The sequence below is a fragment of the Glycomyces xiaoerkulensis genome, assembly GCF_002798405.1.
Lineage (GTDB): Bacteria > Actinomycetota > Actinomycetes > Mycobacteriales > Micromonosporaceae > Glycomyces > Glycomyces xiaoerkulensis.
Genome location: NZ_PGGV01000037.1, coordinates 189,090 through 203,271, shown reverse-complemented (window position 1 = coordinate 203,271; position 14,182 = coordinate 189,090). Strand labels below are relative to the sequence as shown.

Annotated in this window: 14 protein-coding genes and 1 pseudogene; 6 read left to right on the top strand and 9 right to left on the bottom strand. The window is 70.7% G+C overall.

What is annotated here, in order from left to right; translation table 11 throughout:
• Nucleotides 1–39 precede the first annotated feature (39 nt).
• The 6 genes from CUT39_RS17335 to CUT39_RS17310 form a co-directional block, all read right to left on the bottom strand.
• Entirely contained in the window at nt 40–447 is a 408-nt protein-coding gene (locus CUT39_RS17335) for an arsenate reductase/protein-tyrosine-phosphatase family protein (protein WP_100448706.1), read from the bottom strand.
• On the bottom strand, nt 444–1,547 hold the full coding sequence (arsB, locus tag CUT39_RS17330; RefSeq protein WP_100448705.1) for an ACR3 family arsenite efflux transporter: 1,104 nt from the start codon (nt 1,545–1,547) through the stop codon (nt 444–446). Before arsB ends, CUT39_RS17335 begins: the two co-directional genes overlap by 4 nt.
• On the bottom strand, nt 1,544–1,918 hold the full coding sequence (locus CUT39_RS17325) for an ArsR/SmtB family transcription factor (RefSeq protein ID WP_100448704.1): 375 nt from the start codon (nt 1,916–1,918) through the stop codon (nt 1,544–1,546). Before CUT39_RS17325 ends, arsB begins: the two co-directional genes overlap by 4 nt.
• 123 nt (nt 1,919–2,041) lie before the next feature.
• Nucleotides 2,042–2,728, bottom strand: a complete 687-nt coding sequence (locus CUT39_RS17320; RefSeq protein WP_100448703.1) for a response regulator transcription factor — start codon at nt 2,726–2,728, stop codon at nt 2,042–2,044.
• Between the two features lie 13 nt (nt 2,729–2,741).
• A complete protein-coding gene (locus tag CUT39_RS17315) occupies nt 2,742–3,980 on the bottom strand; it encodes a sensor histidine kinase (RefSeq protein ID WP_100448702.1) in 1,239 nt (412 codons plus the stop codon).
• 80 nt (nt 3,981–4,060) lie between these two features.
• A complete protein-coding gene (locus CUT39_RS17310; RefSeq protein ID WP_100448701.1) occupies nt 4,061–4,813 on the bottom strand; it encodes a phosphoglyceromutase in 753 nt (250 codons plus the stop codon).
• 356 nt (nt 4,814–5,169) lie between these two features.
• On the opposite strand from CUT39_RS17310, the gene CUT39_RS20510 reads away from it, so the two are divergent.
• Both CUT39_RS20510 and CUT39_RS17305 read left to right on the top strand, forming a co-directional pair.
• Nucleotides 5,170–5,337 (top strand): hypothetical protein, encoded by a 168-nt coding sequence (locus tag CUT39_RS20510; RefSeq protein WP_157930781.1) that lies wholly within the window; start codon nt 5,170–5,172, stop codon nt 5,335–5,337.
• 33 nt (nt 5,338–5,370) lie between these two features.
• Entirely contained in the window at nt 5,371–5,985 is a 615-nt protein-coding gene (locus CUT39_RS17305; protein ID WP_198587247.1) for an ABC transporter ATP-binding protein, read from the top strand.
• 95 nt (nt 5,986–6,080) lie between these two features.
• Here CUT39_RS17305 and CUT39_RS20915 read toward each other — a convergent pair whose 3' ends face one another.
• Entirely contained in the window at nt 6,081–6,380 is a 300-nt protein-coding gene (locus CUT39_RS20915; protein WP_198587246.1) for a hypothetical protein, read from the bottom strand.
• Nucleotides 6,381–6,584: 204 nt separating this feature from the next.
• On the opposite strand from CUT39_RS20915, the gene CUT39_RS17300 reads away from it, so the two are divergent.
• Nucleotides 6,585–8,024 (top strand): ATP-binding protein, encoded by a 1,440-nt coding sequence (locus CUT39_RS17300; protein ID WP_100448700.1) that lies wholly within the window; start codon nt 6,585–6,587, stop codon nt 8,022–8,024.
• 20 nt (nt 8,025–8,044) lie between these two features.
• Here the strand turns inward: CUT39_RS17300 and CUT39_RS17295 are convergent, their stop codons facing one another.
• Both CUT39_RS17295 and mshA read right to left on the bottom strand, forming a co-directional pair.
• Nucleotides 8,045–8,521 carry a type III secretion system chaperone family protein gene (locus CUT39_RS17295; protein ID WP_100448699.1) on the bottom strand — a complete coding sequence of 159 codons (477 nt, stop codon included), beginning with the start codon at nt 8,519–8,521 and terminating at the stop codon, nt 8,045–8,047.
• A 28-nt stretch (nt 8,522–8,549) separates the two neighbouring features.
• A pseudogene (gene mshA / locus CUT39_RS17290) lies at nt 8,550–9,770 on the bottom strand (D-inositol-3-phosphate glycosyltransferase); the annotation flags it as partial.
• Between the two features lie 312 nt (nt 9,771–10,082).
• Between mshA and CUT39_RS17285 the strand changes: the two are divergent.
• The 3 genes from CUT39_RS17285 (at nt 10,083) to CUT39_RS17275 (ending at nt 14,177) form a co-directional block, all read left to right on the top strand.
• Nucleotides 10,083–10,754 (top strand): TetR/AcrR family transcriptional regulator, encoded by a 672-nt coding sequence (locus tag CUT39_RS17285; RefSeq protein WP_100448698.1) that lies wholly within the window; start codon nt 10,083–10,085, stop codon nt 10,752–10,754.
• 148 nt (nt 10,755–10,902) lie between these two features.
• Nucleotides 10,903–13,017, top strand: a complete 2,115-nt coding sequence (gene tmk, locus CUT39_RS17280; protein ID WP_198587245.1) for a dTMP kinase — start codon at nt 10,903–10,905, stop codon at nt 13,015–13,017.
• Nucleotides 13,018–13,025: 8 nt separating this feature from the next.
• Entirely contained in the window at nt 13,026–14,177 is a 1,152-nt protein-coding gene (locus tag CUT39_RS17275; protein WP_100448949.1) for a DNA polymerase III subunit delta', read from the top strand.
• Nucleotides 14,178–14,182 lie beyond the last annotated feature (5 nt).

Here is a 14,182-nt window from a genome sequence, read left to right as displayed (position 1 = left end):
ACTCATTGCGCCGTCCCAGCGACCGTAACCTCTCTGCGGTCATTCATCCGGCAGTAGTTCCCGGAGCAGGTCCCGGACGCGCCGGTCGATGTCGTCGCGGATGCCGCGGACGGCCTCCACGCCCTGCCCGGCCGGGTCGTCCAGCTCCCAGTCCAGGTACCGCTTGCCCGGGTAGACCGGGCAGGCGTCGCCGCAGCCCATGGTGATGACCACGTCCGAGGCCCGCACGGCCTCGTCGGTGAGCGGCTTGGGGAACGCCTTGCCGATGTCGAGGCCGATCTCCTCGAGCGCCTCGACCGCGGCGGGGTTGATCGAGTCGGCCGGGGCCGACCCGGCCGAGCGCACCACCACCCGGCCGGCGGCGTGGTGCTCGAGCAGTGCGGCGGCCATTTGGGACCGGCCGGCGTTGTGGACGCAGACGAACAGGACCTCGGGCCGGTGCTTCACGCGGTCTCCCTTCCCGGTGCGGACGGTTCCGGGCGCCCGGATTCGAACAGCGCGCGTGCCCGGAGGCTGACGTAGACGAGGCCGACCAGGACCGGGACCTCGATGAGCGGTCCGACCACACCGGCGAGGGCCTGGCCGGAGGCCGCGCCGAAGGTCGCGATCGCGACGGCGATGGCCAGCTCGAAGTTGTTGCCCGCGGCTGTGAAAGCCAGGGTGGTGCTGCGCGGGTAGTCGAGGCCGATGCCCTTGCCGAGCGCGAAGGACCCCGCCCACATGATCGCGAAGTAGGCCAGCAGCGGCAGCGCGATGCGGGCGACGTCGCCGGGCCGGGCGATGATCGACTCGCCTTGCAGGGCGAACAGGACCACGATCGTGAACAGCAGGCCCCACAGCGCGAACGGCCCGATCCTGGGCAGGAACCTGGATTCGTACCAGCTCCGGCCCTTCCGGCGCTCGCCGATGCGCCGGGTCAGGTATCCGGCGGCGAGCGGGACGCCGAGGAAGACCGCGACGTTGAGGGCGATCTCCCAGCCGGAGACCTCCAGGCCCGCACCGTCCAGGCCCAGCAGGCGCGGCAGTGCGTCGAGGTAGAACCAGCCGAGCGCACCGAATGCGATCACTTGGAACACCGAGTTGAGGGCCACCAGCACGGCGGCGGCCTCGCGGTCGCCGCAGGCCAGGTCGTTCCAGATGATGACCATGGCGATGCACCGGGCCAGCCCGACGATGATCAGGCCGGTGCGGAACTCGGGCAGGTCGGGCAGGAACGTCCACGCCAGGGCGAACATCAGCAGCGGCCCGACAAGCCAGTTGAGCGCGATCGACGCGGCCAGCAGCCGCCGGTCGGCGGTGACCGAGTCGAGCCGGTCGTAGCGGACCTTCGCCAGCACCGGGTACATCATCAGCAGCAGTCCGGCGGCGATGGGGAGCGAGATCCCGCCGACCTGGACGGCGTCGAGCGCCGCGCCGACGCCCGGTGCCCACCGGCCCAGGCCGAGCCCGGTGAGCATGGCGCCGCCGATCCACAACGGCAGGAACCGGTCGAGGGCCGACAGTCCGGCGACCGGCCCGGCCTCTCGCGTCTCGGTACCGGCGCTCATGCGACGGACCCGGCGGCGGGCACGGCCAGCAGTTCGGAGAGCCGGCGCAGGAGCGTCGGCTCGGCCCGGTAGTGGACCCAGGTGCCGCGCCGTTCGGAACCGACCAGGCCCGCTTCGCGCAGCACCCTGAGGTGGTGCGAGATCGTCGGCGCGGACAGGTCGAAGGAGTCGGTCAGTTCGCACACGCACGCCTCGCCGCCGTCGCGGGAGGCGATGAGCGAGAGCAGCCGCAGCCGCACCGGGTCGCCGAGGGCCTTGAAGGCGGCCGACAGTTCGGTCGCGGCCGCGGAGCCGACCGGCTCGCGGACCAGCGGCACTGCGCAGTCGTCCTCCCGGAGCGGCAGCGAGCGCCGCGGGTCTTGATTCGACATCCGTCTAATCTAGCGGCCGCCGGGCCGGGCCGCGAACGCCCGCCGTGAACATCGGAGGAACATCGCCTGAAATTCTCGGCGGTGGTCGGCCTGGAACGTAACCGACCTCGCGGGACAGTGCGGCTATGCGTGCGGGTCGAACTTGTAGCCCAGGCCGCGGACGGTCACCAGGTGGCGCGGCTTGCCCGGCTCGGGCTCGATCTTGGAGCGGAGGCGCTTGACGTGCACGTCCAGGGTCTTGGTGTCGCCGACGTAGTTGGCGCCCCAGACCCGGTCGATCAATTGGCCGCGGGTGAGCACCCGACCTGCGTTGCGCAGCAGCATTTCGAGCAGCTCGAACTCCTTGAGCGGGAGCTGGACGTCGTCGGCGCCGACCGAGACGGTGTGCCGGTCGACGTCCATGCGGACCGGCCCGGCCTCCAGGACGGTCACGATCGGGTCGTCCGGCTCGGCCGAGCGGCGCAGCACCGCGCGGATCCGGGCGACCAGCTCGCGGGAGGAGTAGGGCTTGGTGATGTAGTCGTCGGCGCCCAGTTCCAGGCCCACCACCTTGTCGACCTCGGAGTCGCGGGCGGTGACCATGATGATGGGGATGTTCGAGTTCGCCCGCAGTTCACGGCACACCTCGGTGCCGGACTTCTCGGGAAGCATCAGATCGAGCAGAACCACGTCGGCGCCGGTGCGCTCGTACTCCTTGATGGCGGCGTCGCCGTCGGCGGCGACGGACACTTCGAAGCCCTCCTTGCGGAGCATGTAGGACAGGGCGTCGGAGAACGATTCCTCGTCTTCGACTACGAGAACGCGGGTCACGGATCAACCTTCCCTAGCAAGCACTGCCATCTGGTCTGTCGATTTCATCCGACTTCGGTGCCGTCGCGTCGGCCGGCAGGGAACGCGCAGGCAACATCAAGGTAAACATTGATCCGGATTCGGGCATGCTGGACACTTCGACCCGACCCCCGTGATTCACCGCAACGTGTTTGACAATGGCCAAGCCGAGGCCGGTCCCGCCGGTGGAGCGCGAGCGGGCCGTGTCGACCCGGTAGAACCGTTCGAAGATCCGGCCCACTTCCTCTGAGGGGATGCCGATCCCCTCGTCCCGCACCCCGATGCAGACGGTCCGCGACCGGGCCACCGAACCGCTCGGGCGGCACGTCGAGGTGGTCACCTCGACGCTGGTCTCCTCGGGTGAATACGCGATGGCGTTGTCCACGAGGTTCTTGACCGCCATCACCAACTGGGACTCCGAGCCGAGCACTTCGAGCCCCGCGACTCCGGTGGTCTTGAGCCGGATGCCCTTCTTCTCGGCGTTGATGTGGGTCTGGTCGAACGCCTCGCCGATGATCCGGTCGACCGACACCGGCTCGGGGTCGGGGAGCTTCTCGGCCCCTTGGAGGCGCGAGAGTTCGAGCAGGTCGCTGACCAGGTGGTTCATCCGGGAGGACTCCTCCTGGATCCGATCGGCGAACCGCTCGGCCGCGTCGGGGTCCTCGACGGCGTCCTTGAGCGCCTCGGCGAGGATCTGCATGGCCCCGACCGGGGTCTTCAGCTCGTGGCTGATGTTCGCCACGAAGTCGCGCCGCACCCGCTCCACGCGGTGCAGCTCGGAGATGTCCTGGAACTCGGCGACCGACACGCCGTCGGGCAGGGGCGTGATCCGGACGCTCACCGCGCTGGTCTCGCCCATGCCGGGGGATGGGACCTCGATGTCGGAGGTGCGGAAGCGCCCCGACCGCCGGGCCTGCGCCAGCAGCGCCCGCAGCGTCAGCGAGGTGATCTCGTCCTCGTCGACCAGGCCCAGGTCGCGGGCGGCGCTGTTCGCGTAGAGGACGCGGTTGGAGTCGTTGACCAGGCAGACGCCGGTACGCAGCAGGTCGACCGCTGCCGCCCAAGGCCGCCGGTCAGGCGGGAGGTGGCCGCCGTGCGGCCGCGGACCCCTGCGGGTCCGCGTGAGCGCGACGGTGGCGGAGACGGCGCCGAAGGCGGCGCCGGTGAACAGTCCCGCCAGCGCGCGCCCGGCGGTCTTCGGCAGGCGGGAACGGGTCGAACGATGCTTCGGCACGGTTCCAGCCTATGCGCGGGGACGGCCCGGTGTCGAGCACCGGGCCGTCCCGTCGTCACTCTCCGTTAACCTTCGGAGCTCTACTTCTTGCCCTGGGAGGCGACCGCCGCGGCCGCCTCGGCGGCGGCCTCCGGGTCGAGGTACTCCCCGCCGGGCACGGTCGGCTTGAGCGTGTCGGGGTCGAGCTCGTAGCGCAGGGGCATGCCGGTGGGGATGTTGAGTCCGACGATCTCCTCGTCGGAGATGCCGTCGAGGTGCTTGACCAGGGCGCGCAGGGAGTTCCCGTGGGCGGCCACGAGCACGGTCCTGCCGGCCTTGAGGTCGGGGACGATGCCGTCGTACCAGTACGGGAGCATCCGCTCCAGCACGTCCTTGAGGCACTCGGTGGCCGGCCGCACCTCGGGGGCGAGGTCGGCGTAGCGGGGGTCGGCGTCCTGGGAGAACTCGCTGCCGGGCTCGATCTCGGGCGGCGGGGTGTCGTAGGAGCGGCGCCAGGTCATGAACTGCTCCTCGCCGAACTCGGCGAGCGTCTCGGCCTTGTTCTTGCCCTGGAGGGCGCCGTAGTGGCGCTCGTTGAGGCGCCAGTGGCGCTTGACGGGAATCCAGGAGCGGCCGGCCTCGGACAGGGAGATCTCGGCGGTGTTGATGGCCCGGCGCAGCACCGAGGTGTGGACGACGTCGGGCAGCAGTTCGGCCTCGGCCAGCAGGCGCCCGCCGCGGACGGCCTCTTCCTCGCCGGCGGCCGAGAGCTTGACGTCGACCCAGCCGGTGAAAAGGTTCTTGGCGTTCCATTCGCTTTCGCCGTGGCGAAGCAGCACGAGAGTAGCGGTCATGCTTCCATCCTGCCGCGCCGCGGGTGAGCGCGCCGTAGCCTCGCCCACACGATGTGGCCGAGGTCGCCATGTCTCAGTAGCGTCCGCCGAACGGCAGCACTTTGCCGGGTTCGATCCAGCCCTTGACCGATGCCAAGACGATCAGTTGGTCATTGGTTTCGACGTGGAGCTTGTCGCGGAGGGGCTTCAAGGGGTGTCGTAGATGCTTACTCGAACAACCGAGCCATTCGGCGGCGACCTGCTGCCTGGGAGCGGCTATGACGCAATTGGGTTGCGGCGGGCGGTGGCGATGCAGTTCGTATGGGAGTCGACCCTGATCGGGCCGATCGGCGGCCTGGTGGGGGACAGTCCTGGGCGTGAGCATTGTTGCGATCGTGTCGCAAACTCGGGACTGGCAGACCGTATTCGATCCGGTCCTGCTTGCGGCCGGTCCGGCGGTCGGGGCGGTGGTCGGGATCGTCGCCGGGGCCTACCCGGCCTGGCGAGCCTCCCGAATCCCGTCGGCGGTCACGCTCCGATCCTGATCCCGGCTCGCCCACAATCGATTGGAGGTGCGCATGGTGGACGACCCGACGCTGAATCTGCCGCGGATCGAGGCCGAGCGGGCCGCAGTACCCGAGCTGATCGAGCTGCGAGGACTGGCCATGACCTATCCCGGTCCGCCGCCAGTCGAGGTGTTGAAGCCGGTCGACCTGCGAGTGCGGGTCGGCGAGTATGTGGCGATCGTCGGACCTTCGGGTTCGGGCAAGTCGACGCTGCTGAACCTCCTGGGCATGCTCGGCGCGCCTACTTCGGGGACCTATCTGCTGGACGGGCACGACACCTCCACGCTCAAGGAGTCGGCTCGGACCCGGCTGCGGGCCGAGAAGATCGGCTTCATCTTCCAAGCCTTCCATCTCATGGCGCACCGCTCGGCGACCGAGAACGTGGCGATGTCGCTGGTGTGCCAGGGCGTCCCACACGGCCGCCGCAAGGCCATCGCACGTGCGAAGCTCGAACTGGTCGGGCTCGGCCACCGGCTGGAAGCAGTGCCGACGACGCTCTCGGGTGCGGGGCGCCAGCGGGTGGCGATCGCGCGGGCTTCGCGGCCGAGCCCTCGCTCTGTTGTGCGACGAGCCGACTGGAAATCTGGATTCGTCGACCGCAGATGCGGTGCGGGCCACGATCGATGACCTACATGCCCAGCGTCTGACGGTTCTGGTGATCACCCACGACCGCGAGGTGGCCGACCGCGCCGAACGCGTAGTCGCCATCCGAGACGGCAGTCTCACCGAAAGCGACCTGGGTCCCAAGTGCGGGGGAGGTTTGCTGCGTGACCAGCGGTGACGCTTGAGGTCGGGATCAGGTCTCCGTAGGAGAGGGACCGGATTTCCTCCCAGCTCGACTCCTGGGCATCGGGGCGTAGGCCGTCTCCGCGGAAGCTGCCGTCCGGCAGCTTGAACCCGGACTCACTGACCTCGGATTGGGGCGGCACCGTGCGCAGGCCCTCCTCGATCATCGTGCGCAGCGTCGTTCCCTCCGCACGGGCATGTTTCCCGGTCTCTCCGAGCAGCTCCTCTGCGATCACGACGGTGATCCTCGTGCTCGTGACAACAACTCCGAAACCAGGCAGATCACGTGATACCGATCGTACGCCGTCGGTTTCCTGAAGTGACTATGCGCACCGGGGCGAATGCCGATTCGCAACACACGGCTCACAGTCACCCAACTATCTAGATCTGATCTTGGTAGATTGGATCTAGCAAGATTGTATCTAGATAGTTGGGTGACCATGGCTGACGCATTCGTGGGAAGAACGCGCGAACTCGCCCGGTTGGCAGAGCGCCTGGACGCGATCCGAGAGCGCGGCTCGGGCATCGCCGTGACCCTGAGGGGGCGGCGGCAAGTCGGCAAGTCCCGACTGATCCAGGAGTTCTGCGACCGCTCGGGGCTGCCGTACCTCTACCTGACCGCCGTCAAGGGCGCCTCTGCGGTCGAAACGATCCAGCGGTTCCTCACCGAGATCGACGAGTCCAGCCTCCGCCAGGCGAGCAGCGCCGCCGGGACGGTCCCCGCCGAGAACTGGGTCGGCCTGTTCAGGGCGATCGACGACCTCGTCTCAGATGAGCCCGTCGTCATAGTCCTCGACGAGGTCCCGTGGCTGGCCGAGCAGGACGAGACCTTCGACGGCGCGCTCCAGCTCGCCTGGGACCGGTACCTGGGGCGCAAACCAGTACTGCTGTGCCTGCTCGGCAGCGATCTGCACATGATGGAACGCCTCACTTCCTACGATCGCCCGTTCTACGGCCGCTCCGACAACATGGAGCTGCGGCCCCTCAATCCGGCAGAAACCGCGGAGTTCACCGGGCTGGACGGTGCGGACGCCATTGAGGCCCAACTGCTCTCGGGAGGATTGCCCGGGGTCGTCTCGCGCTGGCCGAGCGGAACGCCGCCCCTGGAGTACCTCCGCCGCAAAGCGGCGGAACCGGCCGAGCCGGTGGTCGGCATTCCCGAGGCGGCGCTGTTCGCGGAGTTCCCTTCGCCAGACACGAAACGCCGCGTCCTGGAGGCGATCGGAGCCGGCGACCGTACGCAAGGACGCATCGGAGCCACTGCCGGAGGGATGGCGAGTGGCACGCTCGCGCCGGTCCTGGACCAACTGGGGACGGTCAAACGTGTGATCCAGCGAGAGGAGCCACTGTCGACCAGACCGGGCAAGCCGACCCTGTTCCATGTCGCGGACTCGAATCTGCGCTGGTACCTGACGATGGGCCGCGACGCGCAGGAGTCGGCCCGGCGCGGTCGGGGCGAACAGGCTCGCCGACTGATCGAGCGCCGATGGTCCGCTTGGTGCGGCAAGGCCGTGGAGCCGCTGGTGCGTGAGTCTCTGGAGATGGCCGCGGTGGAGGGGCGGCTTCCGTGGACGGAGGTCGAGTCCGTCGGAGGCTGGTGGAACCGCCGGTTCGATCCCGAGATCGACCTGGTGGGCGCCGACCGCCCTCCGGTGGCCCGGAAGATCTACTTCGCAGGATCGATCAAATGGCTGCAGGGGCCGTTCGATGGTCGGGATCTGGCGGCGCTGGAGCGTTCCGCTCCCGCTATCCCAGGCTTCGAGCCCGAGGAGTCGGGCCTGGTGGCGGTCTCACGATCGGGAACCTCCGAGCGGATCGACCGCGATCGCCTTTCGCTGGTATGGGGTCCCGATGAGATTCTCAATGCTTGGCGGACCTAAGCGGCCACCGTCGGTCTCGGTCAGTCGCCGGGGCGGAGGTGTTCGAATGCGGCGAGGTTCCGGGTGGATTCGCCGCGGGACAGGCGCCACCGCCATTCCTCGCGGATCGAGGAGGCGAAGCCGATCTCGAGGATCACGTTGAAGGTGTCGTCGGCCGCTTCCAGGGCCGACCCGAGGACGCGGTCGAGTTCGAGGGGGTTGACCGAGTCCAGCGGGAGCCGCCCGACCAGGTGGATGTCGCCGGTCTCGTCGAGTGCGAAGCCGACCGCGTAGAGCCTCCCGTTGCGGCGCAGCAGCTCGGCCCAGACCGCCTCGCGGTTCTCCTCGGGGCGTCGGGAGACGAACGCCTCCACGCGCAGGGCGTGGTCCTCCACGATCAGCGAGCACGGCGTCGACAGCTTCTTGCTGCCGGGGAGTTCGAGGTCGACCGCGCGGTCGCCGGAGGTCCGGTACTCGACGCCGATCCGGTCGAGCGCGGAGGTGAGTGTCCCGATCACCGCTCCAGCCTAAGCGGTGGGCGGCGGGCGCCGCCGCCCGATGGAGCTCGGCGGCGCGGCAGTACGCCGCGCGGATGCCCGAAGCGGTCGCGCCCCACGAGAACTCCTCGGCGTGTGCGCGGGCGCCGCGGGCCAGCCGCTCGCGCAGTTCGGCGTTCTCGAACACGGTGCGCAGCGCCGCCGCCCAGTCGTCGGGCGAGTGCGTGTCGACCAGCAGCCCGGACCTGCCCTCGGCGACCGCGGTCGGCAGGCCGCCGACGCGGGCGGCGACCACGGGCGTCCCGGTGGCCTGCGCCTCGAGCGCGACCAGGCCGAACGATTCGTTGTGGCTCGGCACCGCCACCACGTCGGCGGCCCGGTACACCTGCGCCAGCGCCTCCCCGGCCCGCGGGGCCCTCCACTGCACCTGATCGGACAGGCCCAGCTCGGCGGCGAGCTTGGGCAGCCAGTACAGGTCGGTGTTCGACGGCCCGCCCACGAACACCGGCACGATGCGGCGGGCGAGTTCCGGGTCGGTCCTCCGCAGCCGCGCCAGGCCCCGCAGCAGCACGTCGGGGGCCTTGGCCGGCTGTATCCGGCCCACGAACGCGACCACGAGGGCCTCCTGCGGCAGGTCGAGCGCCTCCCGGGCCCGGTTCCGGTCGCCGGGGGAGAAGACGTCCAGGTCCACGCCGGGGTGGACGACCTCGACCCGCCGCGGGTCGGCGCGGTAGTGGTCGCGCAGCTCGGAGGCCTCGGCTCCGGTGTTGGCGATGAGGAGGTCGGACTCGGAGGCGACCTGCTCCTCGCCGATCACGCGCGTGTGCGGCTCGGGGTCGTCGCCTTCGGCCAGGCGGGCGTTCTTGACCTTGGCGAGGGTGTGGAAGGTCTGCACCAGCGGCACCCCCCACCGCTCGGAGGCGACCCACCCGGCCTGCCCGGACAGCCAGTAGTGGGCGTGGATGAGGTCGTAGTGCCCGGCGGGGCGGTGCGCCTCGGCCCGCAGCAGTCCGCCGGTGAAGGCGCACAGTTGCGTGGGCAGGTCGTTCTTGGTCAGGCCCTCGAAGGGGCCGGCCGGGACGTTGTGGACGAGCACGCCCGGGGCCGCCTCGGTCGTGGCCGGCTCCTCCGAGCAGGTGGCGCGGGTGAAGATCTCGACCTCGACGCCGCCGCGCGCCAGCTCGCGGGCGGTGTTGAGGACGTACACGTTCATGCCGCCGGCGTCACCGGCGCCGGGTTGGGCGAGCGGAGAAGTGTGGACCGACACCATGGCGATCCGTCTGATGCGGCGCTGCCGACAGTGGGGGCGGAATGCCGGGGTTCTCCTGTTGTTCAATGACTCGTCCTCTCCAGCGGTGCCTTCCTGGGGACAACGCGCGAAGCCCTAGCAATCCTTCCGTCGGAGAGCGGCGAGCGGCAAGCGGCGTCCGGTGGTAAGTGACGAAATCCGCAGCGTCCGCGCGCTACCACCGGCGGGTGAGAAGCCAGAAATTTGTTCGCGACACGGTGCGGAATCGGCCTCAAATCCGGTCAAGTCGGCCATGATGGGGATACTTGTCATCACGAGGGGGGAGACAACACCATGAGCACGGCCACCGTGCCAGCCGCCAGGCAGCCCACCATGTCGCCGACGCCCAAGCTCGGCAACGCCCAGACGCTGCGGCGCCTGCCAGTCCAGGAGCGCAGTGCCGCCCGCGTCCGCCGGATGCTCGACGCCGCCGCCGACCTGATCGAGGAGGTCGGCTACGACCGGCTCTCGACCACGGCCATCGCCCAGCGCGCCGACGTCGCCATCGGATCGGTCTACCAGTTCTTCGGCGACAAGCGGTCGCTCGCCGAAGCGCTCAGCCAGCGCTACATCGACCAGTTCGTCGAGCGGTTGGTGGCGCGCTTCGACGCCGATCAGCCGCCCGACTGGCGCACCGGGGTCGAGGCCGCCATCGCCGAGTACGTGCACATGTACCGCACGGCTCCGGGCTTCCGAGTGCTCCACCTGGCCGACGCCATCGATCCGGCCGGCACCGGGCCGATCCCCTCGGGCGGGGACCGGATCGCCCAGCAGTTGCTGGGGGGCGTCGAGCAGCGGTTCGGCATCAAGCCCGACCAGCGGCTGATAGAGGTGGCCACCGCGGCGGTGGAGACCGGCCAGGCGCTGGTCAGGCTCGCGTTCCGCCGTCGGCCGGAGGGCGACGCCGCGGTACTGGCGGAGGCGCGCCGCGTCGTCTGCGAGTGCCTGGCCCGCCGCTTGTCGTAGAGCACTCATTCCGACTGCGCCGTCGCCCGCGGCCGCACCGGGCCGACTAGTCTCATAGTCGAGCCGGTGCGGCCGCGGTTTTCCGCCTGGGCCGCAGGAACCGTCCCGCCGGCCGAGCCGGTGCGGCCCCGGACCTTCGAGGAGCTGAATGGCCAATACGACCGCCGATCTGAAGACGGTGCTGCGGATCCGTCCGTTCCGGCGCCTGTGGACCGTGCTGGGGCTGGCCTCGTTCGGCGACTGGCTCGCCCTGTTCGCCACCGCCGGGTTCGCGCAGTCCCTGTTCGACAACCTCGCCGCCAAGGGCGCGGTCTTCGCCGGCGTCATCGTCATCCGGCTGCTGCCGTCGCTGCTGTTCGGCGCCGTCGCCGGGGTCTTCGCCGACCGCTTCGACCGGCGCAAGACGATGGCCTGCTGCGACTTCGCCCGATTCGGGCTGCTCGCCAGCGTGCCCACCGTCTACCTCACCACCGGATCGGTGCCGATCACCGTCGCCTGGCTCGCGGTCGCCCAGGTCCTGATCGAGATCGCGGTGATGATCTGGATGCCCGCCAAGGAGGCCGCGGTCCCCAACCTCCTGCCGGCCTCGAAGTACGAGACCGCGAACCAGTTGACCCTCGCCACCACCTACGGCCTCGCCCCGCCGCTGGCCTTCGGGGTCCTGGCCGTCCTGGAGCGCGGCGCGAACGTGTGGTCCAACCTCGGCACCTGGGCCGAGCCGATGGTCCTGGCCCTCTACATCGACGCGGCCATGTTCGGCCTGCTCGCGGTGACGGTCCTGTTCTTCATCCCCCAGATCTCCGGCCGCGACGGGCGCGTACACCCCAAGGCCGGCACGATGTGGTCGGACTTCGTGGACGGCTTCTCCTACCTGCGCGGCCGCGAACGCGTCCGCGGCCTGGTCCTGGGCATGCTCGGCGCCTTCAGCGGCGCGGGCATCCTGGTCGGGGTCGGCACCATCTACGCGGGCACCCTCGACGCCGGCGACGCCGCCTTCTACCTGCTGGCGGTGTTCCTCTTCCTCGGCCTGGGCGCGGGCATCGCCCTGGGGCCCAAATTCATCCGCGAGCTCTCCCGGCTGCGCTGGTTCGGCATGAGCATCGTCCTGGCCGGGGCCGGCCTGGCGGTCGACTCGGTGGCGCCCTGGCTGTGGGTCGCCCTGTGCGGCTCGGTCGTGATCGGCCTGGGCGCCGGCATGGCGTTCCTGGCCGGCATCACCCTCCTCCAGCGGGAGGTCGGCGACGACTTCCGCGGCCGCATGTTCGCCTTCATCGGCGTCAGCGCCCGCGTGATCCTCATGGTGTCGATGTCGGTCGCCGCGCCGCTGGCCGGCTGGCAGGCCGCCCGCCGCCTCGACCTCGGGGTCACCTCCGTAGAGGTCTCCATGAGCCGCGTGCTGCTGTTCGTCGCCGCGGTCCTGGTGGTGTGGCTCGGGGTCGCGGCCTTCCGCAACATGGACGACAAGCCGGGCGTGCCGGTCTTCGCCGACCTGTGGTCGTCCCTGCGCGGCCGCCCCCTGTCGGCGCTGGTCACCACTGACAATCGCGGCTTCTTCGTGGTGTTCGAGGGCGGCGAGGGTGCCGGCAAGTCGACCCAGTCGGTCAAGCTCGCCGCGTGGCTCAAGCTCCGCGGTTACGAGGCCGTCCTCACCCGCGAGCCCGGCGCCACCGACATCGGCATGCGCATCCGCGCCCTCGTGCTCGACTCCGGCGGCGACGTCGCGCCCTCCGCCCGCGCCGAGGCCCTCCTGTACGCCGCCGACCGCGCCCAGCACGTCGAGAAGATCATCCGGCCCGCCCTGGAGCGCGGCGCCATCGTGGTCTCCGACCGCTATGTCGACTCCTCGATCGCCTACCAGGGGGCGGGCCGCAGCCTCGGCCGGAGCGAGGTCGGCTGGGTCTCGGGCTGGGCCACCGGGGGCCTCAAACCCGACCTGACCGTCGTGCTCGACGTCGACCCGGCGGTCGGCGTCCAGCGTGCCAAGGCCGGCGGCAACGGCGACCGGCTCGAACGCGAGGAGCTGGACTTCCATGAGCGGGTCCGCCAGTCGTTCCTGGACCTGGCCGCGGCCGAACCCAAGCGCTACCTGGTGGTCCCCGCCGACGGCGGACCCGAGCAGGTCGCCGTGGCCGTGCGCGAGGCCGTCGCCGAGCGGCTCGACATCCGCACCGAGGCCGCCCGGACCGAGACCGCCTGGCCCGATCTCGACACCGGCGGCGAGAGCCGTTGGGACAGCGTCGCCGAGGAGGCCGGACGGCCGTGAACCAGCCCGTGCCCAGCGTCTTCGATGAGCTCGTCGGCCAGGACGAGGCCCGGCGGATCCTGTCCGAGGCCGCCCGCGGGAACGGCATGACGCACGCCTGGCTGTTCACCGGGCCGCCGGGCTCGGGCCGCTCGACCGCCGCGGTCGCGTTCGCCGCCGCGCTCCAGTGCGCCGACGGCGGCTGCGGCGAATGCCACGCCTGCCGCACCACCCTGGCGGGCACCCACCCCGACCTCACCCGCGTCATCCCCGAGGGCCTGTCGCTCGGGGTCGACCAGGTCCGCCGGCTCATCCTCGACGCCTCCCGCGCCCCGACCTCGGGCCGCTGGCAGATCCTCCTCATCGAGGACGCCGACCGCCTCACCGAGGCCGCCGCGAACGCCCTGCTCAAGGCCGTCGAGGAACCGCCGGAGCGGACGGCGTTCCTGCTGTGCGCGCCCTCGACCAACCCCGCCGAGATCGCGGTGACCATCCGCTCCCGCAGCCGCGTGCTGGTGCTGCGCCAGCCGCCGCCCGAGGCGATCGCCGACCTCCTGGTAGCCCGGGACGGGCTCGACCGGCACGAGGCCGAACTGTTCGCCGCCGCCGCCCAGGGCCACGTCGGCCGGGCCCGGCGCCTGGCCACCGACCCCGACGCCCGCGCCAAGCGGCACGACGTCCTCCGGATCCCCCGCCGACTGACCGGCCTGGGCGCCTGCTTCACCGCCGCGGTCGAACTCATCGAGGCGGCCGAGTCCGAGGCGTCCGGCACCTACACCGAGCAGTCGGCCGCGGAGCGGGAGGCCCTGGAGACCGCGCTCGGCAAGGGCGGCACCGGCAAGGGCGCCACGAAGGCCGCGCGGGGCTCGGCCGCCGCGCTCAAGGAGCTCGAGAAGCGGCAGAAGACCCGCGACACGCGCGCCCAGCGCGACTCGCTCGACCGGGCCCTGGTGGACCTGGCCGCGTTCTACCGCGACGCCCTCGCCGCCGGCTTCGGCGCGCGCGTCGACCCGATCCACCCGGACATGGCCGACACCACCCGGGCCGCCGCCTCCAAGCTCAGCGCCGAGTCGCTGCTGCGCCGCATCGACGCGATTCTGGCCTGCCGCAAGGCCATCGAGGCGAACGTGCGCCCGCGCATCGCCGTGGAGGCGATGATGACGCGCCTGTGGCAGGCCTGAGCGGG